This window comes from Ruegeria sp. CDSC042, assembly GCF_059610745.1.
This window is the reverse complement of the sequence record NZ_JBXWOF010000012.1, coordinates 59456-81848: the sequence shown is the minus strand read 5'-3', so window position 1 is coordinate 81848 and position 22393 is coordinate 59456. Positions and strand designations below refer to the sequence as shown.

Genomic DNA, 22393 nt, shown 5'->3' with positions numbered 1-22393 from the left:
GCAGGTATCAAGCTTTGGTGACGGGCAAAGGTCAAGCCCCTGAGGGCCGGGTCACGCGGTGCATCAACGCCTCAAGTGGTCCGCGTCTGAAGCGCAGGAACCATAGCAGCGCAAATCCTGAGGACAGCACGCAGAAACCCAAGGCGTAGCCAACGATCTGTGGCGCGCTGAGCGATCCGTCCAGCAGGCCGGCCTCTTCCAGAATGCCCATCCCGATTACGATATGCGCCAGATACAGCGTCAAGGCCTGCCGCCCCGGAGCAGTCAGCGCCGGTGCGACGCCCAACTCCTGAATCCGCGGCCAGAGCTTTAGCAACAGGCCGATCACCACGCAGGCGGTTCCAGCCCCGGCCAAAATGTAAAACGGCCCCGGAGGGATGGATTGAGTGCCCAGATAGGCGGCCAAGTCAGGATCGGTTGTCAGCTTTTGCGGAAACAGGGCCAGAACCGCTGCGCTAAATCCCCACATGATCAACCGGTGCTGAACACAGACCGTCTGTAGTTGCGATCGCCCAATCGCCATACCGATCAGCAAGAACGCTGCCCAAGGTAGAACGGGGTGCCAACCATTGAACAGCAAGTTTCGTACAAAGCCCGGTATCGTCCACAGGTCGGTATGGGTCAGTGAAAGCCAGTCCCATCCCTGATCATAGTCAAAGATAAGATTGGCGAGAACGGCCAGGACAACGACACTGCACGCGCCAAGCCACAAACCAAAGATGGACGAGGACAGAAATGCCGCGCCGACAACAAAATACAATGCATAGAAATGCAGGATATCGGCCTCAAACATGGTCATGTTGATCAGGCCAAGTACGAACAGAAATGCAGCCCGTCGTAACAGAATTCCAGCAGAAGGGCTGGACAGGCCAATACCGATCCCGGCCAGAATGACAAACAATGCAGCAGCACGACCTTCCAGTGCATCGACAAGCGCCGATGCCCAGTCATCTGTCGGTTTGACCTGCGCCGCGATGCGAAAGTTCACCAGCACCATGCCGCAAAATGCCAGAAAGCGTGCGGCGTCCAGGGCCTCGAGCCGTTTCATTCCTATCCTCTTCGTTCCCTGCCGCCCGTACCGAACTTAAAAGGCTGCCTTTCGGTTAAGTACTGATGCGGCCGACCGGAATAGGGTTGATACCAATCGCTAGAGCACCCGCCCCGCGACTGCGTCCAGTTTCGCCAGCAGCGCCGGATCACGTTTTTCTGGCGCGGTCAGGATCGCGTATTCCAGCGCCCGGTCACACCCGTGCGGGCAGGGCAGGCGCTCTGCCCCCAGCAACTCTGGCAAGCCCTTGACCAGCGCCCGGCCTTTTTCGGCGTTCCCGGTCAGGGTGGCGATAATGGCGGTCACGTCGACCTCGCCATGGTCCGGGTGCCAACTGTCATAGTCGGTGACCATCGCGATCGAGGCATAACAAAGCTCGGCCTCTCGGGCGAGTTTCGCTTCGGGCATGTTGGTCATTCCGATCACATCGCAGCCCCAATGCTCGCGGTACATTTTGGATTCCGCCAGTGTCGAGAACTGCGGCCCCTCCATCGCCAGATAAGTGCCGTCGCGATGAACGGTGATGCCGGCGGCCTTGCCAGCAGTCTCACAAGCATCTGACAAACGCGGGCAGGTCGGGTGGGCGACGCTGACATGGGCCACGCAGCCAGAGCCAAAAAAGCTTTTGTCCCGCGCAAAGGTGCGATCGATGAACTGGTCGACGACAACAAAATCTCCGGGTGCCATATGCTCGCGGAATGATCCGCAGGCCGAGATCGAGATCACATCCGTGATCCCCAGACGTTTCAGCGCGTCAATATTGGCGCGATAGGGCACGTCCGTCGGCGAATGAATGTGGCCACGCCCGTGACGAGGCAGGAACGCCATCTCGATCCCGTTCAGCGCGCCGGTCAGTATTTGGTCCGAAGGCTTACCCCAAGGCGTTTCAACCGAGACCCATTGCGCATTCTCCAATCCGTCGATGTCGTAAATGCCTGATCCGCCGATGACGGCAATCTTGGTCTGGGTCACTGGTTTTCTCCGATTTTGGTGCCTGTTCAGCGATTTGTGCGCTGCGCTGCATGGTTTGACAAGGGTGATCGCCCGGTGGTTCTATCACTTTTTTCGCAGGGATTCGGGTCGTTGCTATCCGAGCCAGGCAGAGCGTCAAGCCAAGGTGTGACGGCAACGAACCGACATCAATTCACCTATTCGCGAGATATGTGCTATGCGTGCTGCGCATATCAGCCTCCCGCCTGATGCGGTGGCTCAAAAACCGGTTCACAGATAGAAGTCCCTTTTTCGCGCGAACCCATAAACCAACAGGACGCCCTATGCCCCGAGCTATGCTGGCAAGCTTTGCCAATCGTATCGCCAAACCTGATCTTCGTTGGGTTCCGGATGAGGGCCTGACCGTCTCGCGCCTTCGGATCGAGCTGCTGTCCGGCCTGACGGTTGCACTTGCTTTGGTCCCTGAGGCGGTGGCCTTTGCGTTTGTCGCGGGCGTGCATCCTCTGGTTGGTTTGTATGCTGCGTTCATGGTGGGGCTGATCACTGCACTGATTGGTGGCCGTCCGGGTATGATTTCGGGCGCAACCGGGGCCCTGGCCGTGGTGATGGTTGCCTTGGTGGCAGAACATGGGGTCGAATACCTCTTCGCTACAGTGGTTTTGATGGGAATACTGCAGCTGATCGCAGGGGCGATGCACTGGGGGCGTTTTATCAGGCTGGTACCACATCCAGTGATGCTGGGGTTTGTGAACGGATTGGCCATCGTGATTTTTCTGGCCCAGATGGGCCAGTTCAAAGTTCCCGGCAGCATGGAAAACACGGGCCATGGCATGAGCGGTGGCGAATGGCTTTCCGGTATTCAGCTTTTTACCATGTTGGGTCTGGTCGGCCTGACTATGGCGGTGATCCTTATCGTGCCGCGCATTACACGCATTGTCCCGGCGCCTTTGGCAGGGATCATGGTCGTCGCAGCATTGGTGATTGGTTTCGGACTGGACGTCCCACGGGTGGGCGATCTTGCCTCGATCGAAGGTGGCTTGCCGCCGTTCCACATCCCGATGGTGCCGCTGAACTGGGAGACGTTTGAGATCATCCTGCCATACGCCGTCATATTGGCAGCGATCGGCCTGATCGAGTCGCTTCTGACGCTGAACCTTGTTGGCGAAATCACCGGCAAACGTGGTGGTGCCTCGCAAGAATGTATCGCCCAAGGGTTTGCCAATGTGGCCACTGGCTTTTTCGGAGGCATGGGCGGCTGTGCCATGATAGGTCAGTCCATGATCAACGTGAAATCAGGTGGGCGCACGCGCATTGCCGGTATCGCAGCGGCGCTGTTCCTGTTGGTATTCATCCTGTTCGCCTCCCCGCTGATTGAGCAGATTCCATTGGCCGCTCTGGTCGGGGTGATGTTCATGGTGGTGATCGGGACCTTCGCCTGGAACTCGTTCAAGATCATGCGCAAAGTGCCTTTGATGGACGCGTTTGTCATCGTGCTGGTGACTGTCGTGACCGTGATGGAGGACCTGGCGGTAGCGGTTGTTGTTGGTGTGATCGTCTCGGCTCTGGCTTATGCTTGGAATAACGCCAAGCGTATCCATGCAATCACCCGCGATTCACTGACGGAAAAAGGCGCAAAGGTCTACGAGATTCAAGGGCCACTGTTCTTTGGTTCGTCCGAGGGATTTGTTGAGATATTCGACGTTTCAAACGACCCGGAAACCGTGATTGTCGATTTTGCCGAAAGCCGTGTGGTGGATCAGTCGGCATTGCAGGCCATCGAGAACATCGCTTCGAAATATGAAGCCGCAGGAAAGCGCGTCATGCTCCGCCACCTCAGTCGTGACTGTCACAAACTGCTGAACAAGGCAGGCCATTTGATGGTCGACAGCGATGATGACCCCGATTACGCGCTGGCGGTCGATTATTCTGTTCGCACCGGCATTCTGGGTGGGCACTGATTGTGAAAGGCGGCCAAATGGGCCGCCTTTTTTAGGGGGCTAAACGCTCCAGCATATCGACGTTTCCGGACAGCAGAGCACTTTCGGCTTCGGTAATCAGATCAGTTGGCCAATCCCACCACTTCAAAGCAAGCAGCCGGTCGATTGTACCGGCCTCAAACCGATACCGTCGTACCTCTGCAGGATTGCCTGTCACGATTGCATAAGGCGGTACTGTTCCGCGCACGACGGATCCTGCACCGATAATGGCGCCATCTCCGATTTTAGCGCCAGGCATGATCAAGGCACCGTATGCGATCCAAACGTCATTTCCGATCACGGTATCGCGCCTGTCAGGTTGATATTCCAACAGCTTTTCGGGATCGAAAACGGGAAAAGGATAGCATGTCGCCCCGCTCATGGCGTGATTGGCCGATGAAGTGATGAACCGGACGCCGTGGGCGATTTGACAGAATCTACCCAAGACAAGTTTTTCGCGGGAAAACGGGAATAGATAAGGGGCAAGGCGTTGCGCCCAATCCTCTGGTGCGTCGAAATCCGACGCATAGCTATATTCACCGGCTTCTATTCTGGGGTGGTCGATAGCCTGAGACAGGAAGACCGTACCCGGGTGGTCCGAGCCGTCAGGCAATGTGATTGGGTATCGGCGCGATGCGTCAGGTAAAGGCATTAGTCATCCGGTCTTGAAAGGCTGAACAGCTCGGACGCGACCGAATAATCCCGGTAGCCAAGCCGTGCCAGTGGTTTGAAAGACGTCACATCGAATTTGCCATCCCGCATATGGTCGTCGTGCAGATGCACTCCTGTCACTTCGCCGAACACAACCCGGTTCGCCTTTCCGGGCAGGGTCACGATCTGCGTGAGCTTGCATTCCAATGCGGCTGGGGCACCTTCGACACGGGCGCAGGGGATGGTCTCGCATTCGATTGCGGTAAGGCCGGCGTGTTTGAACTCGTCGACATGTTTGGGCAGCGCGGCTGAACTGGCGTTCATTGCGTCGCGGTGGGCGTGGGCGACAACGTTCACGCAGAATACGCCTGTTGCCTCGATATTGGCGATGCTGTCCTTTCCACCGTCCTGATCGGCCTTGGTTCCGGTCGAGGCAAACATGACCTGCGGGGGTGTGTAGGCCACACCATTAAAGAACGAATAGGGCGCGAGGTTGTTGGTCCCATCCGCGCCACGGGTTGATATCCAGCCGATCGGGCGCGGGGTGATAATGGCGTTGAACGGATTGTGTGGCAGGCCGTGGCCGTCTTCTGGGCGATAGAACATAAGGTCTCCAAGCGTTTGCCCAAGGCGTAACGAAGTGCTAGGGCGAATTCCAGCTAGGAAAAGAGGGCAGGGTGCAGCAATTTGTGATCAGGCCGGAGGAGCCGGACGATTGGTGGGAAGTCGAGGCTTTGTACGATTTGTGCTTCGCGCCCGGGCGCGAAGCGCTGTCTTCGTATCGCCTGCGCGATGATGTTCCGCCAATGTCAGGCTTGTCACAAGTGGTGCGGGACGGGCAGGATATCCTGGCCGGTGCAATAAGATTCTGGCCCGTGCATGTTGGCGATCAGGACGCGCTACTTTTGGGCCCTGTGGCCGTCCACCCGACCCATCAAGGTGAAGGACTGGGTGGATTTTTGATCCACGAAGGATTGCGGGCCGGGCGAACCAAGGGTTGGGACAGGGTCATGTTGGTCGGGGATGCACCCTATTATGCTCGGTTTGGATTCACCCGTCTGACCGGGGTCGAGATGCCCCCGCCAACCAACCCGGATCGGGTTCTGGGCGTAGACCTGATACCCGGCGGATGGGACGGAATAACTGGTCTGGTAACTCGCTGGAGCCGCTGAGCTATTGAAACCGCTGCGGTAAGTGCCGATGTTCTAGGGGCAGGAGGGTACTTATGCAGGACTTGGTTCTTGTCGGAAAACTCAATGCCGAAGCGGAACTGGACCGTTTGGCCGGATATTACCAATCCGCCGGAGGGCCGGGCGTCAAGTTGTTGAACAGTGTCGGTGGCTCGGCAGAGTCATTGCTTGAACAGCTGCCGCCATCTGTGCGCGAAGCCCTAACCGGGGCGACAGAAAAGGCGCTTTGGATTGCGATGAACGCGGCTGAAGGGTCGCGTAGGGCGGTGCCCGATCAGTTGCCATGGGTCAATACGGCCCTGACGACAGCCATGGGAGCTGCAGGCGGTATCGGTGGCGTTCCGACCGCATTGATGGAGTTACCGGCAACCACGACCATGCTGCTGCGTTCAATTCAGGGCGCTGCGGCGCGCGAAGGGTTTGACCCTTCAGAGGTTGGTGTCAAATTCGACTGTGTCCGGGTATTGTCAGCCGCTGGTCCGATGTCTTTCGATGACGGCGCGGATCTGGGTTTCTTTTCGGCGCGTCTGACCCTGACAGGCCCAGCTTTGCAAAAGCTGATATCTGCCGTTGCCCCGAAACTGGCGGTGGTTTTGGGGCAAAAACTGGCTGCGCAATCCGTGCCTGTGTTGGGCGCCATTGCCGGTGGCGGGACGAATTACGTCTATACCCGCTATTACCAACAGATTGCCCGCGTCCACTTTGGCCTCAGGCGGCTGTCGGTAGATGCCGATATCCCGCATGAGGTTCTGGTCCGCAAACTTGAGGCGCGGATGCAAGGGATTGAAAAATAACACTTCATATGGCATTCTTCAGATGCGGGCCCGCTAAATAAGCGCAAAAGCGCATCGGGCGGGCATATACAACGTTCCCTGAAGAGGCAGCAGGACGTGATCGAGCAAAGGCAACTCAACCTGCATCAAGCGGGCACTGTACGAGTCGTACGGCAATCGGCGGCACTGTGCTATCGTGTCCAAAGCGGCACGCCAGAGGTGTTGCTTATTACGACGCGTGGTTCCGGTCGCTGGATCATACCCAAGGGGAATTTGATTGATGGCCTTTCGCCCTCCGGTGCGGCCAGTCAAGAGGCCTGGGAAGAGGCTGGTGTGACCGGTACATGTACCCCAAATGCCTTTGGGCAGTTCCTGCACTACAAGCGGCGGCACAAGAAAGGATCAGCGGTTTATCTGGTCGATGTCTATCCGCTGGTGGTCAAATCCCTGGCCGCGCGATACCCTGAATGGCAAGAGCGCAAGCGCAGGTGGTTTTCGCTGGGACATGCCGCCTCTCGGGTTAATTCGCCCGATCTTGCATCATTGTTACGCAATGTAGAGCATTTGTATCACTGATGTCCCCCTCAGGGGCTTGCCATTGCAATAGTGGTTGGTATCTATTTGGCATCCGACATTTGGACAGAACATGATTCAATATGCGTTGAAATGTAATAGCGGTCACAGCTTTGACAGTTGGTTTCAATCAGCCGCCGCTTACGACAAACTTGCCGCCGCGGGCATGGTGACATGCGCTGTGTGCGGTGATCCGCAAGTTGAAAAAGCAATCATGACCCCGCGTGTCCGCCCCGGACGTACGGTCGAATCTCGTACCACGGTCCCGGCATCTCGGGATGAGGTCGTCAACATGGCAACGCCAAGCGTTGATGTCGAGAAAGCCCTTTCCGAGCTGCGGCGCAAAGTCGAGGACAACTCGGATTACGTTGGCAAGGATTTTGCCAAAGAGGCCCGTAAGATTCATTTGGGCGACGCGCCGGAACGTGCGATCTATGGCGAGGCCAAGCCAGAAGAAGCCAGGGCATTGATCGATGACGGCGTACCTGTTGCGCCGCTGCCTTTCGTACCTTCGCGCAAGACGAACTAGCCGATGCATGTTGTTATCACCGGTGCTGGGCGGGGGATCGGAAAGGTTCTGGCGGACAGGTATCGTGCGCAAGGATGCGACGTAACGGGCACGGCTCGGGATGGCAGCGCGGAGGTGGCGCTGGATGTAACAGACCCGAAACAACATCAAGCGATGGCGGAAAAGCTGGCAATGCGCCCTGTTGATCTGCTGGTCTGCAATGCCGGTGTATATCTGGATAAATCCCAAACCATCGATGGCTACCCCGCCGAAATGTGGGCGCAGAGTTTCGCTGCCAATGTGACCGGGGTCTTTCTGACAGTTCAGGCCTTGTTGCCCAATCTGCGCGCGGCACAGGGCAAGATTGCGATTTTATCCTCGCAGATGGCCTCGCACACGCGGGCGCCTGGTGGCAGCTATATCTACCGCTCGTCCAAGGCTGCTGTTCTGAATCTGGGGCGCAATCTGGCTGTGGGCCTGCGCGGCGACGGCATTTCAGTAGGCATTTACCATCCCGGCTGGGTTCAGACGGATATGGGTGGGACCGGGGCTGATATCACGGTTGATAAGGCTGTTCAGGGCCTGATCAACCGTTTCGATACTCTGTCACTTGAAAGTACTGGGTGCTTTGAAACCTATGAAGGCCAGTCGCACCCTTACTGACGGGCAAGAGCGACTTTAGGGATCTCATATACCTCACCGGGATCAACGAAAATCACCATAACATCGCCTCGGTTTTCATAGGTGATCTTAGCTGCCGAATTTGTTGAATCCGGGATGCCATCGGTGAAATAGATGTTGCGGACTTCGCCATTTCCCATCGCAACCGCAAGCGTAGAGCTGCCGTCGTCACGGCGCCGCATTTCGGCGTTGCAAGTGCGCATCGCCTCGCCTGGGCTGGTCGCACAGGGCACCTTCCCCAAGGCGTTTTGACCGTCGGTGCCGGTCAGCGAGGCGACTTGCGCCGCCGCAGGTGTGGAAAATAGGGCAAGGACAAGGGCAAGACGGTGCATTGAATACCTCGTAGTGAATTTGATGCGTCAGGCTTACACCGTCATACGCGGTTGTAAAGCGATGCTAGGCCCCGACTGATGCGGTATTGCACTCTTGCTCTTGCGGCCCCCCTCGCATAAGACGCACGGGATCTGAATTCCAAGGCGCGGAGACATCAGCCCCCATGCCCGTACTCGTGATGAAATTCGGCGGCACATCCGTCGCAAATCTGGACCGTATCCGCCGTGCTGCAAAGCGCATCGGCGTTGAGGTGGCCAAGGGTTATGACGTGATCGTCATCGTCTCGGCCATGTCGGGCAAGACCAACGAGCTGGTGGGCTGGGTCAACGAAACCTCGCCACTGTTTGATGCGCGCGAATATGACGCCGTGGTGTCTTCGGGGGAAAACGTCACCGCCGGCCTTATGGCGCTGACATTGCAAGAGATGGACATACCAGCCCGCAGTTGGCAGGGCTGGCAGGTGCCGTTGCTGACCACCAGCGCCCACAGCCAGGCCCGGATCGAGGATATCCCGACCGACAACCTGAACCAGAAATTCGGCGAGGGTATGAAAGTGGCCGTTGTCGCGGGTTTCCAGGGTCTCAGCCCCGAAGGCCGTATCACGACACTGGGCCGTGGCGGGTCGGATACCACTGCCGTGGCCTTTGCTGCTGCATTCGGGGCCGAGCGCTGCGACATCTATACCGATGTAGACGGCGTTTACACGACCGACCCGCGCATCTGCCAAAAAGCGCGTAAGCTGGATCGGATCTCATTCGAAGAAATGCTGGAACTGGCCTCGCTTGGGGCTAAGGTGCTGCAAACCCGCTCGGTTGAGCTGGCGATGCGATATAAAGTGAAATTGCGCGTTCTCTCAAGTTTTGAAGAACAATCCGACGAGGCCGGTACGCTGGTCTGCGACGAGGAGGATATCATGGAATCCAATGTTGTGGCCGGTGTGGCCTATTCTCGTGACGAGGCCAAGATGACCGTCGTTTCCGTGGCGGACCGCCCCGGTATCGCCTCGATCATCTTCACGGCGCTTAGCGACGCGGGCGTGAATGTGGATATGATCGTTCAGAACATCTCGGACGAAGGGCGCACGGATATGACCTTTTCTTGCCCCACGGATCAGGTGACGCGCGCCGAAAAGGCGCTGTTGGCTGTGAAAGACCGAGGAGAGCTGAACTATGCCGACCTGGTCGCAGATAATGATGTCTGCAAGGTTTCTGTGGTCGGGATTGGAATGCGTTCGCAATCGGGTGTTGCGGCCAAAATGTTCAAGATACTCTCGGATGAGGGTATCAACATCAAGGTCATTACAACCTCTGAGATAAAAATTTCCGTCTTGGTGGACAGGAAATACATGGAACTTGCGGTTCAGGCACTGCATGATGCCTTTGAATTGGACAAGGCGGCCTGAGCAATTCAGCCAAGGGTCACGCCTGAAACCTTAGACTGGTTGGGCTATGGCAGACGGCACTGAAACAGAATCCCGTAAGCTGCTGGTGCGGCTGCGTGAAGAGATGGCGAGCGAAGCTGCCGGTCAGGAACGTCTTGACCGGATCACTCACCTGATCGCAGACAGTATCCGGGCCGAGGTCTGCTCGATCTATCTGTTCCGCGACGAAGAAACCCTGGAACTTTGTGCGACCGAAGGCCTGTCGCCCGAGGCCGTTCATAAGACCCGTATGCGCATGGGCGAAGGACTGGTGGGGCGCGTCGCGAAATCCGGCAAAATCGTGAATACGCCCGATGCGCCGTCAGCCAAGGGCTTTCGCTATATGCCGGAAACGGGCGAGGAGCGTTTCTCGTCTTTTCTGGGTGTGCCGATTCAGCGGCTGGGTGAAAAGCTTGGCGTTCTGGTTGTTCAGTCCCGCAACGCGCGCGAATATTCTGCGGATGAAGTTTATGCGCTGGAAGTGGTTGCAATGGTTCTGGCCGAAATGGCTGAACTGGGAGCATTCGTTGGCGAGGGCGCGGCCCTGTCGCCACGCCACCAGCAACCGGTTCAGTTTACAGGCGGCCCTGCACAAGAGGGCTCGGCCGAAGGCCATGTCTGGCTGCACGAACCGCGCGTTGTTGTTACCAACCCGATTGCCGATGACCCGCACCGCGAACAGGAGCGTCTGACCGAGGCGGTCGAAGAATTGCGCGTCGGTGTCGACAAGATGCTCGAGATATCCAAGAACGGCGACAAGGAACAGCTACAGGTTCTGGAAGCCTATCGCATGTTCGCCAACTCCAAAGGTTGGATGCGCCGGATGGAAGAGGACATTGCACTTGGGCTTAGCGCCGAAGCTGCGGTGGAAAAGGAACAATCCCAGGCGCGCGCGCGCATGAGCCAAGTCTCCGACCCCTATCTGCGCGAGCGATTGGCGGATTTGGACGATCTCAGCAACCGTCTGCTGCGCATTTTGACCGGGCAGGGGCAGACAAACAGTGCCGACCTGCCACCGGACCCAATCCTGGTTGCCCGGAATATCGGTCCAGGTGACCTGCTGGAATATGGCCGGTCCTTGAAAGGCATCGTGCTCGAAGAGGGCTCGGTCGGAAGCCATGCCACCATTGTTGCCCGTGCTTTGGCCATACCACTGGTGGTCCATGTTGGGCGCATTACGACCGAGGCCCTGAACGGAGACCATATTCTGGTTGATGGCGATCAGGGCACTGTGCAGCTCAGACCAGAAGATACCGTGGTCAGCGCGTTCCGTGATAAGGTCGCGATGCAGGCCAAGGCGCAGGAACGCTATGCCTCGATCCGCGAAACGCCAACGGTGACGCGGGATGGAGAGCGGATCAATCTGGTGATGAACGCGGGTCTGATGGCGGACCTGCCTTCGCTGAACAATTCCGGTGCCGAAGGCGTGGGCCTGTTTCGTACCGAGCTGCAGTTCCTGATCCGGAATAAGATGCCCAAGCGTTCCGAGCTTGTGACGCAATATCAGCGGGTTCTGGATGCGGCCGATAAAAAGCGCGTGGTATTTCGCACGCTGGATATCGGGTCCGACAAAGTTCTGCCCTACATGAAACATATCGAGGAGCCGAACCCGGCCTTAGGCTGGCGCGCAATTCGGGTTGGCCTGGATAAGCGCGGCGTGATGCGGATGCAGCTGCAGGCTCTGATCCGGGCCGCCAATGGTCGTCCGTTGACAGTCATGTTCCCATTCGTGGCACAAGCCGAAGAGTATTATGAAGCGCGATGGGAAGTGAATAAGACCATCGACCGCGAGAAACGTCTGGGCCATGCCCTGCCTGAAAGTATTGAAGTCGGAGCGATGTTGGAAACACCCTCACTCGCTTTTGCACCGCAGAAGTTTTTTGACGAAGTCGATTTCATTTCAATTGGTGGCAATGATCTGAAACAGTTCTTCTTTGCTGCCGACCGTGAAAACGAGTTGGTCCGCCGCCGCTATGACTCGCTGAATGTCAGTTTCCTGACTTTTATCGAACGGATCGTAGAACGCTGCAACATCTCGGATACGCCGCTCAGCTTCTGCGGTGAAGACGCAGGACGCCCGGTCGAGGCGCTGTGTCTGGCCGCGATGGGAATCCGGACGTTGTCGATGCGCCCGGCGTCGATTGGGCCGGTCAAAAGCGTATTGTTGCGGGCAGATCTGCAAGCAGTGCGCAAGATCATATCGGACGCTCGTCATCGCGGAGAGCAATCCGTGCGACCAGCTGTGATGGAATGGTTACGCAGCCAGGGGTAGTGCGTCAAATCCACCCTTGCTTTCTTTACTCGCTTTGCCTAAGGAAATGGGGAATGTTAGCGATAACATTTCCAATTCACCGGCGCTGTCAGCTTTAAGTGCTATTGTGGTTCAGCAGAGGATTGAAGGAGCCCGACGATGGTTTCACGCGTAATTCCCGTTAACCCGTTCGATCTGGTGCTGTTTGGCGCGACCGGTGATCTGGCGCAGCGAAAAATCCTGCCGGGTTTGTGTCATCGTTTCGAAGTCGGCCAGATGCCAGACGAAGCCCGGATTATCGGGTCTGCCCGATCCGCCATTGATAGCGACGCGTTTCGGGATCAGATACGCGCCTCGATGAAAGAGTTCGCGCCGGAATTCAAAAAAGACGTTCTGGACCGCTTTCTGTCACGCGTGGAATATGTACAGGTTGATGCCTTGGGTGATGCGGGCTGGGACAATCTGGCCAAGTCATTGCGCCCAGACGTTGTGCGAGCGTTTTACCTTTCTGTCGGCCCAAGCTTGTTCTCGGGCATTGCGAAACGGCTGAACGATCACGATCTTGCAACGCCTGACAGTCGTATCGTTGTGGAAAAGCCGTTTGGTCATGATCTGGCCTCGGCCAAGGCGCTGAACGAAGGGCTGCGCGCCTGTTTCGAAGAACATCAGATCTATAGGATCGACCACTATTTGGGCAAAGAGACCGTGCAGAACCTGATGGCCCTGCGCTTTGCCAATTCCCTGTTCGAGCCGTTGTGGAACGCAACACATGTCGACCACGTCCAGATCACCGTGGCTGAAACCGTCGGCGTCGAGGGGCGTGGGGCCTATTACGATCAGTCGGGTGCAATGCGGGATATGATCCAGAACCACTTGGTACAGCTGCTGTGCCTGACAGCGATGGAGCCGCCGTCCAAGTTCTCTCCCAACGCGGTTCGCGATGAAAAGGTCAAAGTGATCGAGGCGCTTGAGCCGGTGATGCCTGCGGATATCGCCCGCGGTCAATACCGCACGGGCGAGGGCGGTGACGGGTATCTGGACCATGTCGGCAACCCTGCAAGCCGGACAGAAAGCTATATTGCGCTAAAGGTTCATTTGGGTAACTGGCGTTGGGCTGGGGTGCCTTTTTATCTGCGCACCGGAAAACGTTTGCGTGCGCGCGAGTCGGAAATCGCCGTCTACTTCAGGGATCCTCCACACACTATCTTCCCCAATGTAGGGCCATTGCATGGAAATGTGCTGGTGATCCGTCTGCAACCGGACGAAGGGATCACCCTGCGCACCACCATCAAAGATCCCGGTCCGGGCGGATTCCGGCTGTCGGATGTGTCGCTGGATATGAGTTTTGCCGAGGCGCTGGGCGCAGATGCGCGGGCTCAGGACGCTTATGAACGGCTGGTGATGGATGTGATCCGCGGCGACCAGACCCTGTTCATGCGTGGCGACGAGGCCGAAGCCGCCTGGGCTTGGGTTGACCCTATTATTCAGGGTTGGGAAAACCGGGGCGACCGGCCATCGAAATATGATCAGGGCAGTTCCGGGCCCGAAGAAGCTCTGATGCTGATGCATCGCGACGGGCGCCGCTGGCGTCAGATCGGAGGTTAGACATGGTTAATTCAGTTATCACCGACGTCACGCAACGGATTATAGCGCGCAGCGCCGATTTGCGCGGCCCGCATCTTGAGCGGATGGAACAGGCCCGGTCCAAAGGCCCGGCGCGGGCGCATCTGTCCTGCAGCGGTCAGGCCCACGCCTATGCCGGCGCAGGCGATGACCAACAATCGATGGCCGCTGGCACGGCGGGCAATTTGGGCATTGTTACTGCCTATAACGACATGCTGTCGGCCCATCAGCCGTTCGAGCGCTATCCCGGCCTGATCCGCGATGCGATCCGCGCCGCAGGTGGAACCGCACAGGTGGCAGGTGGCGTACCGGCAATGTGTGACGGCGTCACGCAGGGCGAGGCGGGGATGGAACTGTCGCTGTTCTCACGTGACGTGATCGCGCTGGCCACAGGGGTGGCGCTGAGCCACAACACTTATGACGCTGCCGTGTTTCTGGGGGTCTGCGACAAGATCGTGCCCGGCCTTGTGATCGGCGCGCAGGCGTTCGGCCATCTGCCAGCTGTATTTCTGCCCGCAGGCCCGATGACCAGCGGTTTGCCAAATGACGAAAAGGCCAAGATCCGCCAGAAATTCGCCGCCGGAGAGATTAACCGCGCCGAGCTCATGGCCGCCGAGATGGCCGCCTATCATGGCCCCGGCACCTGCACCTTTTATGGCACCGCTAATACCAACCAGATGCTGATGGAGTTCATGGGCCTGCACCTTCCGGGATCCAGCTTTGTCAATCCAAACACACCGCTGCGCGATGCGCTGACTGAAGAAGGTGCGCGCCGTGCTCTGTCGCTCAGTGCGCTGGGCAACAACTATGCGCCGGTCTGCCAGATACTTGACGAACGTGCCTTTGTGAACGGCATCGTCGGTCTGATGGCCACTGGCGGGTCGACAAACCTGCTGATCCACCTGATCGCGATGGCGCGCGCGGGCGGTATCGTGCTGGATTGGCAGGATTTTTCCGAAATCTCCGCCGTGGTGCCACTGGTCGCGCGAGTCTATCCCAACGGACTGGCCGATGTGAACCATTTCCACGCCGCGGGCGGGCTGGGCTATTGCATTGGCACGCTGCTCGAAGACGGGTTGCTGCACCCCGACACGCTGACCGTCGCGGGGCAGGGGTTGCACAATTATACCAAAGAACCCAAGCTGAAAGACGGCGACCTGACCTGGGAGGACGGCGCAGGCCAAAGCCTGAATGACAAGATATTGCGCCCCGCCAAAGACCCGTTCCAACCTACAGGAGGTCTCTCGCGGCTCAGCGGCAATCTGGGTACCGGAGTGATGAAGGTTTCGGCGGTTGCCCCCGAGCATCAGGTGGTCGAGGCCCCGGTGCGGGTGTTCCAAACTCAGGATGCGGTCAAGGCGGCGTTCAAAGCCGGAGAGTTCACGGATGACGTCATCGTCGTTGTGCGCTTTCAGGGACCCAAGGCGAATGGCATGCCCGAATTGCATTCATTGACGCCGATGCTGTCGATCCTTCAGGGCCGGGGGCAAAAGGTGGCGCTGGTGACCGATGGCCGTATGTCCGGCGCATCCGGCAAGGTTCCCGCTGCCATTCATATCTGCCCCGAGGCTCTGGATGGCGGCGCGATCGCCTATTTGCAGGATGGCGACATTCTGCGCGTGGACGCCGTAAACGGCGCGCTCGAAATTCTCACCCCAGGTGTGCTAGATCGCACTCCGGCCACGGCTGACCTTTCTGCCAACCAACATGGTGTCGGGCGCGATCTGTTCGGCGCGTTTCGCAACGCTGTCGGCACCGCGGATACCGGCGCCAGCATCTTCGGAGTGTAAGACCTATGTCCAAGACACAACGCACCCGTGAAATCTGTGCCCTTGCCCCGATTGTCCCGGTTCTTGTAATTGACGACGCCGCCAGCGCACGACCTCTGGCCGAAGCTCTGGTCGCGGGCGGTCTTCCTGCGCTCGAAGTCACCTTGCGCACCCCGGCAGCGCTCGATGCGATCCGGGCGATGGCGCAGGTTCCCGGTGGCGTCGTCGGGGCGGGTACATTGATCACGCCTGATGACGTGCGCGCCGCGAAAGAGGCTGGCGCGCAGTTTGGCGTCTCGCCCGGTGCCACTGACGCCCTGATCGCCGCATGCGATGCCCAAGACCTGCCTCTGCTGCCCGGCGCCGCAACCGCCACCGAGGCGATGGCCCTGCTGGAAAAAGGCTATGACATGCTGAAATTCTTCCCGGCCGAGGCCTCGGGCGGGGCGCCTGCGCTCAAGGCTATCGGCGCGCCCTTGCCGCAAATCACCTTCTGTCCAACGGGCGGTGTATCGCCTTCAAATGCCCGAGATTACCTGTCTCTGTCCAACGTGATCTGTGCGGGCGGCAGCTGGGTTGCACCCAAACAGATGGTCGCAGAAGGCAACTGGTCCGGGATCGAAACGCTTGCCCGGGATGCCGCCAAGCTGATGGATTGACGCCGAAATTGGCCACGTTAGGGTAGGGCCAATTCAAACAGGTTGATCCCATGACACATCCAATCTCCCTCGCGCGTGGGCGCGAGTATCTGGCTATTCCAGGCCCCTCGGTCATGCCTGACGCAGTGCTGCAGGCGATGCACCGACCGTCACCTAATATCTACGACGGCGAATTGATCGAGATGATGCCCGATCTGATCCGCGATCTGCGTCGCGTTGCCCGCACGGCCCATAACGTGGCCATCTACATTGCCAACGGCCATGGCACGTGGGAGGCGGCACTGTCGAACACCATCGCGCCAGGTGAGACAGTGCTTGCCCCCGCATCGGGGCGGTTTACCCATGGATGGGCCGAAATGGCCGAAGGGATCGGCGCCAAGGTGGATGTGATTGATTTCGGAACCAGCTCGGTCTGGGATTTCGATCACATTGCCGAGGTGCTACGTGCTGATTCATCGCATGATATCAAGGCTATACTTGCAGTTCACGTGGATACCTCGAGCTCAATTCGCAACAACCTCCCGGCGCTGCGCGCGTTGCTGGATGATCTGGATCACCCGGCGCTGGTGATGGCGGACTGCATCGCCTCGCTGGGATGTGAGCAATTCGAGATGGATGCCTGGGGTATCGATGTGACTGTTACCGCCTGTCAAAAAGGGCTGATGACCCCACCGGGCGTGGGGTTTGTATTTTTCAACGACAAGGCGCAGGCAAAACGGGCCGCAATGCCGCGTGTTTCCCGGTATTGGGACTGGCAGCCACGAGCCAATCCCGAGCTATTCTACCAATACTTCGATGGTACCGCACCGACCCATCATCTCTATGGGCTGCGGGCCGCGCTCGACCTGATCCACGCGGAAGGGATCGAAAATGTCTGGGCGCGCCATCAACGCCTCGCTCAGGCAATCTGGACCGCCTGCGAAATCTGGGCACAGGGCGGTGCGCTGTCGTTGAATGTAGCCGACCGCGCCGACCGAAGTCATGCGGTCACCGCGCTGCGCCTGAGTGGAGGGCTCGGAACCCCATTGCGGTCCTATACCGAACAATCGCTGGGCCTGACTTTGGGAATAGGCCTCGGGATGGAAGATTGGGACGCCTGTTTTCGCCTGGGCCATATGGGTCACATCAATGCACAGATGGTCATGGCGATGCTTGGCGGCGTGGAAACTGCCATGGCCGCCCTTGATATTCCGCGCGGCACGGGTGCGTTAGAAGCCGCCGCCACCGCGCTTGTGACCTGAGACCAGCTCCCGATCTCAGTGCTAATCTGTATATTCACCTGACTCAAAATACTTTCGGGGGGAATCGCGCAAACGGCGCGATGGGGGCAGACAGCCCCCCCGTCCCGATGGCCATAAGCGAGAGCTTCAGACGTTCAGCGCCCGGGCGTCAGCAAGCGCTTTTGGCAAAGAGGCGGCAAAAGCCCCTAGATTGGAGGCATCGCCGCAGCTCACTCGAATGCACCTGTTCTGAGGCGCGGCAAAGGGCATCCGAACGAAAACCCCCTGCGCCACCAGCGACTCCAGAACAGCCTTGGCAAACACCCCATCCTGACCGCAATCAATGGCCACGAAATTGGTGGCTGAGGGTAAAGGGTGCAGCCCGTTCTCCAACGCTATCGCGTTGATCCTCTCGCGCGCATCTGAGATGCGGGCACGGATTTGTAACAGCCAAACCTCATCCTGCAACGCAGCCAACGCGCCTGCTTGTGCAGCCTTGTTCATACCGAAATGGTTGCGCACCTTGTTGAACGCCGCGATCAGGTCTGGCGCCCCAATGGCATAGCCGACACGCGCGCCGGCCATTCCGTATACTTTGGAAAACGTGCGCATCCGGATCACACGCGGGTCATCTGCGGCAACCGGCGCTGCAGTCCCGTCGGGGGCGCATTCCACATATGCCTCGTCCAGAACCAGCAGACAGCCATCGGGCAGCGCATCCAATACAGCCACGATATCAGTGCCCGAATGCCAGCTGCCCATAGGGTTGTCAGGATTGGCCAGATAGACCAGCTTAGCCTCGACCTCAGCGGCCTTGGTAAAGAGTGCTTGAGGGTCTTCGTGATCGTCGCGATAGGGAACCGTGTGTATCACCCCGCCAAACCCGGCGACGTGATAGTTGAAGGTCGGATAGGCCCCGTCCGAGGTCACAACCGTATCTCCTTGCCCAACCAGCAAGCGCACCAGATAGCCCAGCAACCCATCAATGCCTTCGCCAACCACGATATTTTCGGGTGAGACGGCGTGGTATTCAGCCAGGGCGTGGCGCAGGTTGTGGTTTTCCGGATCGCCATACATCCAGATATCGCCAGTTGCCCTCCGCATGGCCTCGATAGCGCGTGGCGAAGGGCCAAAGACATTCTCATTCGCACCCAGCCGGGCCACAAATGGTGCACCGCGCTGTCGTTCCTGTGTTTCAGGGCCGACAAAAGGCACAGAAGCAGGAAGAGATTGGGCAAGCGGGGTATAGCGTGGATTGGTCATGCAGACAGATAAACGCAAGGTCATCCGACAGGCAACCTTGCTTTGCCTGCACAGTATCCACAGTCTGGCACCAATAGAAACAAAGGAGTGTACATGCGCATCGTGATTGGTCTGGCTTTAGTGGGGCTTGCCTATTTGATATTTTGGCCTGTTGACGTGGACCCAGTGGCCTGGGAGCCGCCCGAAGCTCCGGGCTTTACCGGCGCGTTTGCCGAGAACAACGCTTTGGACAGCCTCGAACTGATCTCTTTGCCGGATGGCGAGGAAGGCCCGGAAGACATCGCGATCATGCCGGATGGCACGATCTACACGACATCCATGTCCGGCGCGCTTTATCGGATCAACGGCGACAGCCCGGTCAAGATCGACGACCTGGGTGGGCGCCCTTTGGGTCTGCAAGCTGGGCCGGACGGCGCGCTATATATCGCAGATAGCTACCGGGGGCTGATGCGCTGGACCGGGCCCGGCACGCTGGTATCCCTTGTGTCCGAGATTGGCGGGTCTCCGGTGGTCTATGCCAATCAGTTGGACGTGGCTCCGGACGGTACGGTCTATTTCTCGAACTCGTCTGATCGGTTCGATCCCGAAACCATGGGCGGTACCAAAGCCACCTCGGTCCTGACCATCTGGGAGCAGTCGGATACGGGATACGTGGCCCGCTATTCCCCTGATGGCACAACAAAAAAGGTGGCCGAGGGCTTTGTCTATACCAATGGTGTAGCGCTTTCCCCGCAGACGGATTTTCTGCTGATCGCCGAAACTGGTCGTGCGCGGGTGCACAAGCTCTGGCTAACTGGGCCGAGTGCTGGGCAGCGCGAGGTGTTGATGGAAAACCTGCCGGGATACCCCGATAACCTCACGGCGCAGGGCGACGGCACTTATTGGATGGCCTTCGCCAGCCCACGGGTGCCGAGTGAAGCTTTGATGCCCTATCCCTTTTTGCGCAAGGTGATCTGGCGGCTGGGTCCCTTGGTGCGACCGGCGCCGATTCATCGCGGCATGATCGTCCAATTCGACGGGGATGGCACAATCCTGCAAACCTTGCAGGACCCCGGCGGGCGGCTGGGCATCACCACGGCGGGTCAGGTCGTTGGTGACCTGTTCTATGTCATGACGCTGGATTCGCCGTGGTATGGCCGGATGCCCGTCGCTGATTTGCCCTGACGTCGTGGTGGCACTGTCCTCATCTTGCTGGCATGGTTGACGCAACACTGATTTCCGGAGGGACCAATGTCTCGCGTTTCCATCGAATACAAAGACCATATCGCCCATGTCACGCTAACCCGTGGCGACAAGATGAACGCGCTGGACGAAGCCATGATCAAGGCGATCCTGTCTGCCGGGCAAGAGGTGGCGGTCTCCGACGCCCGCGCCGTGGTGCTGTCGGGTGAGGGTAAAAGCTTCTGCGCCGGTCTCGACATGGCCAGTTTCGCCAGCATGGCCCACAACGACCCAACCGAATGGCTGATGAACCGCAGCCATGACGACGCCAACGAAATGCAGGAGCTTGCCTTGATCTGGCGCCGTGTCCCCGTTCCAGTCATCTGTGCCATTCAGGGTGTGGCCTATGGTGGCGGACTGCAAATCGCACTAGGCGCGGATATCCGCATTGCCCACCCCGAGGCGAAATTGGCGGTGATGGAGATGAAATGGGGTATCATTCCCGACATGGGCGGCATGGTTCTGCTGCCCGAGCTTGTGCGCTCGGACGTGCTGCGCTTGCTGACGTATACTGCACGTCCAATAGGCGCGCCGCAGGCGGCTGATTGGGGACTGGTCACGAAACTCTCGGACGATCCTCTGATCGAGGCACTGGCTCTGGCTGAAGACATCGCAGGCCAAAGCCCTTCAGCCATCCGTGCAGCCAAGCGCCTGATCGACGTGGCCGAAACCCGTTCGCGAACCGACGTTCTGCTGGCCGAATCTGCCGAACAGGTGGAACTGATCGGCAAACCCGATCAGATGGAGGTTGTCATGGCGCAGATGCAGGGTCGTAAGCCGAAGTTCAAGTAGTCACCACATGAATCCCGATGCGCATCGCGGACCTGCGTGTCAGGCAGTGGGGTGTAGGCTTTGCGCATCTTTTCCAGCGTTACTTGAAACGAATTCTTTGGGATGGACCTCGGTCTGTGCTTTCTTGATCCGGCGTTCCGCCAGAGTTCCCAATGATCCAAATTTAGGCCGGTTTTACTTTGGCTGTGGCCTCAAGGCAAAGCGGCTATCGCAGCCGGTTAGTCACCAGATAGGCAACGCCACCAGCCAGCAAACCCCAGACCGCGGCCCCCAGCCCGAAGACTGTGATACCGGACGCAGTGATAGCAAAAGTCAGGATCGCCGCCTCACGCTCGGCCACAACCTCCAGCGCAGCGTGGATCGCATTTGCCAGCACACCGATCAGTGCGACCCCGGCCAGCGTCCCCATCAGCAACGGATCGGCATGGGCGGCAAATCCGGTGATGGCCACGGCAAAAATACCAAACAGGCAATAGAATACGCCACCCATGATGGCCGACCAATAGCGCAGCGCAGGATCGGGATGACTGTCCTGATTTGAGCACATCGCGGCGGTGATGGCGGCAAGGCAGGTGGCGGGGGCTCCGAACGGGGCGGACAACAGGCTGGCCCCTCCGACGGCCGAGAACAGTTTGCCCGGCACGGGCGAAAAGCCAAAGCTGCGCATCACCGCGATGCCGGGGATGTTCTGTGTCGCCATGGTGACGATGAACAGCGGCATTCCGATCCCTATGGCCGAGGCCAGCGAGAATGTAGGCATGGCCCAGATCGGTGCCGCAACCAGACGCTTGGGCATGATCGTTGTATCCCCGGCGTTCAGGATGACAACAACGGCTGCTGCGATCACTGCCGCGGGAACCGCAAACAGCCGGTTGAACCGCCCCGCGATGAACCATGTCAGGATTACGGGTAGCGCCTGCGACGGAATCTCGACGGCCGCTTTGAACGGGAGGATACATAGCGGCATCAGAACCCCGGCAAGCATTGCCTGCGCTAACGTGGTCGGGATTGCAGCTGCCAACCTTCCCAGCGGCTTCCACAACCCAGCCACAACAGTCAAAGCGCCAGCGCACAGGAACGCACCGATAGCTCCTGAGAATCCCTCGACAGGTGTAGCGGATACAGCCAACAGCGCGACACCCGGCGTGGACCAGGCGACACTGATCGGCAACTTGTAGCGCAAGCTCAGCACGATGGCGGCCAGCCCCATGGCGATGGCGGCGGTCATCAGGCCCGATGCGGCCTCCTCCGGTGACGCACCCATCGCATCCAGCCCCTGCAATACAATGGGGAATGAGCTGAAAAAGCCGACGATGGCCACAACCAATCCGGTTGAGATGGTCTGCATTGGTGGAAATGCGCGTGTCATCCTGCCCTCAGCGTTATCAACCCGCACTTGCTAGCAATCGTAAGCGGAGGTGAACAGGGCGAAATCCGGGCCGGGGAACGAAAACCCCGCCAACGCGGGCGTGGCGGGGTCTGGTATCTTGA

21 protein-coding genes are annotated in these 22393 nt (G+C 58.6%); 14 read left to right on the top strand and 7 right to left on the bottom strand.

What is annotated here, in order from left to right:
* Nucleotides 1-31: 31 nt before the first annotated feature.
* Nucleotides 32-1048 (bottom strand): DUF418 domain-containing protein, encoded by a 1017-nt coding sequence (locus tag AC2FHX_RS19230; RefSeq protein WP_496703325.1) that lies wholly within the window; start codon nt 1046-1048, stop codon nt 32-34.
* 99 nt (nt 1049-1147) lie between these two features.
* Nucleotides 1148-2020: an S-methyl-5'-thioadenosine phosphorylase gene (locus tag AC2FHX_RS19225; protein ID WP_496694268.1), complete on the bottom strand. Its 873-nt coding sequence runs from the start codon at nt 2018-2020 to the stop codon at nt 1148-1150.
* Nucleotides 2021-2322: 302 nt separating this feature from the next.
* On the opposite strand from AC2FHX_RS19225, the gene AC2FHX_RS19220 reads away from it, so the two are divergent.
* On the top strand, nt 2323-3957 hold the full coding sequence (locus AC2FHX_RS19220; RefSeq protein ID WP_142638018.1) for a SulP family inorganic anion transporter: 1635 nt from the start codon (nt 2323-2325) through the stop codon (nt 3955-3957).
* Between the two features lie 31 nt (nt 3958-3988).
* Here the strand turns inward: AC2FHX_RS19220 and AC2FHX_RS19215 are convergent, their stop codons facing one another.
* Together AC2FHX_RS19215 and AC2FHX_RS19210 are read right to left on the bottom strand one after the other, a co-directional pair.
* The gene (locus AC2FHX_RS19215; RefSeq protein ID WP_271950482.1) at nt 3989-4627 is read right to left on the bottom strand and encodes a CatB-related O-acetyltransferase; all 639 of its coding nucleotides are present in this window, start codon (nt 4625-4627) and stop codon (nt 3989-3991) included.
* Nucleotides 4627-5232, bottom strand: a complete 606-nt coding sequence (locus tag AC2FHX_RS19210) for a flavin reductase family protein (RefSeq protein WP_496703327.1) — start codon at nt 5230-5232, stop codon at nt 4627-4629. The genes AC2FHX_RS19215 and AC2FHX_RS19210 overlap by 1 nt, the downstream gene beginning before the upstream one ends.
* 71 nt (nt 5233-5303) lie before the next feature.
* On the opposite strand from AC2FHX_RS19210, the gene AC2FHX_RS19205 reads away from it, so the two are divergent.
* From AC2FHX_RS19205 to AC2FHX_RS19185, 5 genes are all read left to right on the top strand, one after another.
* On the top strand, nt 5304-5798 hold the full coding sequence (locus tag AC2FHX_RS19205; RefSeq protein WP_271950478.1) for a GNAT family N-acetyltransferase: 495 nt from the start codon (nt 5304-5306) through the stop codon (nt 5796-5798).
* A gap of 53 nt (nt 5799-5851) precedes the next feature.
* Nucleotides 5852-6610: an EcsC family protein gene (locus tag AC2FHX_RS19200; RefSeq protein ID WP_496703329.1), complete on the top strand. Its 759-nt coding sequence runs from the start codon at nt 5852-5854 to the stop codon at nt 6608-6610.
* 96 nt (nt 6611-6706) lie between these two features.
* Nucleotides 6707-7165: an NUDIX hydrolase gene (locus AC2FHX_RS19195; RefSeq protein WP_496703331.1), complete on the top strand. Its 459-nt coding sequence runs from the start codon at nt 6707-6709 to the stop codon at nt 7163-7165.
* Between the two features lie 70 nt (nt 7166-7235).
* Complete coding sequence (locus tag AC2FHX_RS19190) at nt 7236-7691, top strand: DUF1178 family protein (protein WP_271950473.1); 456 nt, start codon at nt 7236-7238, stop codon at nt 7689-7691.
* A gap of 3 nt (nt 7692-7694) precedes the next feature.
* A complete protein-coding gene (locus tag AC2FHX_RS19185) occupies nt 7695-8333 on the top strand; it encodes an SDR family NAD(P)-dependent oxidoreductase (RefSeq protein ID WP_496703333.1) in 639 nt (212 codons plus the stop codon).
* Here AC2FHX_RS19185 and AC2FHX_RS19180 read toward each other — a convergent pair.
* Entirely contained in the window at nt 8327-8683 is a 357-nt protein-coding gene (locus AC2FHX_RS19180) for a hypothetical protein (protein WP_142638033.1), read from the bottom strand. The two genes, AC2FHX_RS19185 and AC2FHX_RS19180, sit on opposite strands and share 7 nt — an antisense overlap.
* 164 nt (nt 8684-8847) lie before the next feature.
* On the opposite strand from AC2FHX_RS19180, the gene AC2FHX_RS19175 reads away from it, so the two are divergent.
* The 6 genes from AC2FHX_RS19175 to AC2FHX_RS19150 all read left to right on the top strand — a co-directional run bounded on the left by AC2FHX_RS19175 (nt 8848) and on the right by AC2FHX_RS19150 (nt 17647).
* Nucleotides 8848-10086, top strand: a complete 1239-nt coding sequence (locus tag AC2FHX_RS19175) for an aspartate kinase (RefSeq protein ID WP_496703335.1) — start codon at nt 8848-8850, stop codon at nt 10084-10086.
* 46 nt (nt 10087-10132) lie between these two features.
* Complete coding sequence (gene ptsP, locus AC2FHX_RS19170) at nt 10133-12376, top strand: phosphoenolpyruvate--protein phosphotransferase (protein ID WP_496703337.1); 2244 nt, start codon at nt 10133-10135, stop codon at nt 12374-12376.
* Nucleotides 12377-12514: 138 nt separating this feature from the next.
* Nucleotides 12515-13960 carry a glucose-6-phosphate dehydrogenase gene (gene zwf / locus AC2FHX_RS19165; RefSeq protein ID WP_496703339.1) on the top strand — a complete coding sequence of 482 codons (1446 nt, stop codon included), beginning with the start codon at nt 12515-12517 and terminating at the stop codon, nt 13958-13960.
* Nucleotides 13961-13962: 2 nt separating this feature from the next.
* Entirely contained in the window at nt 13963-15768 is a 1806-nt protein-coding gene (gene edd / locus AC2FHX_RS19160) for a phosphogluconate dehydratase (RefSeq protein WP_282022124.1), read from the top strand.
* Between the two features lie 5 nt (nt 15769-15773).
* A complete protein-coding gene (locus AC2FHX_RS19155; protein WP_496703341.1) occupies nt 15774-16406 on the top strand; it encodes a bifunctional 4-hydroxy-2-oxoglutarate aldolase/2-dehydro-3-deoxy-phosphogluconate aldolase in 633 nt (210 codons plus the stop codon).
* 50 nt (nt 16407-16456) lie between these two features.
* Entirely contained in the window at nt 16457-17647 is a 1191-nt protein-coding gene (locus tag AC2FHX_RS19150; RefSeq protein ID WP_496703343.1) for a pyridoxal-phosphate-dependent aminotransferase family protein, read from the top strand.
* Nucleotides 17648-17773: 126 nt separating this feature from the next.
* On the opposite strand, the gene AC2FHX_RS19145 is transcribed toward AC2FHX_RS19150, so the two are convergent.
* Nucleotides 17774-18889 (bottom strand): pyridoxal phosphate-dependent aminotransferase, encoded by a 1116-nt coding sequence (locus tag AC2FHX_RS19145; protein ID WP_496703345.1) that lies wholly within the window; start codon nt 18887-18889, stop codon nt 17774-17776.
* A 93-nt stretch (nt 18890-18982) separates the two neighbouring features.
* On the opposite strand from AC2FHX_RS19145, the gene AC2FHX_RS19140 reads away from it, so the two are divergent.
* Together AC2FHX_RS19140 and AC2FHX_RS19135 are read left to right on the top strand one after the other, a co-directional pair.
* Nucleotides 18983-20053: an SMP-30/gluconolactonase/LRE family protein gene (locus AC2FHX_RS19140; RefSeq protein WP_496703347.1), complete on the top strand. Its 1071-nt coding sequence runs from the start codon at nt 18983-18985 to the stop codon at nt 20051-20053.
* Between the two features lie 66 nt (nt 20054-20119).
* Complete coding sequence (locus AC2FHX_RS19135) at nt 20120-20902, top strand: crotonase/enoyl-CoA hydratase family protein (protein WP_496703349.1); 783 nt, start codon at nt 20120-20122, stop codon at nt 20900-20902.
* A gap of 205 nt (nt 20903-21107) precedes the next feature.
* On the opposite strand, the gene AC2FHX_RS19130 is transcribed toward AC2FHX_RS19135, so the two are convergent.
* The gene (locus AC2FHX_RS19130) at nt 21108-22271 is read right to left on the bottom strand and encodes a benzoate/H(+) symporter BenE family transporter (RefSeq protein WP_496703351.1); all 1164 of its coding nucleotides are present in this window, start codon (nt 22269-22271) and stop codon (nt 21108-21110) included.
* Nucleotides 22272-22393 lie beyond the last annotated feature (122 nt).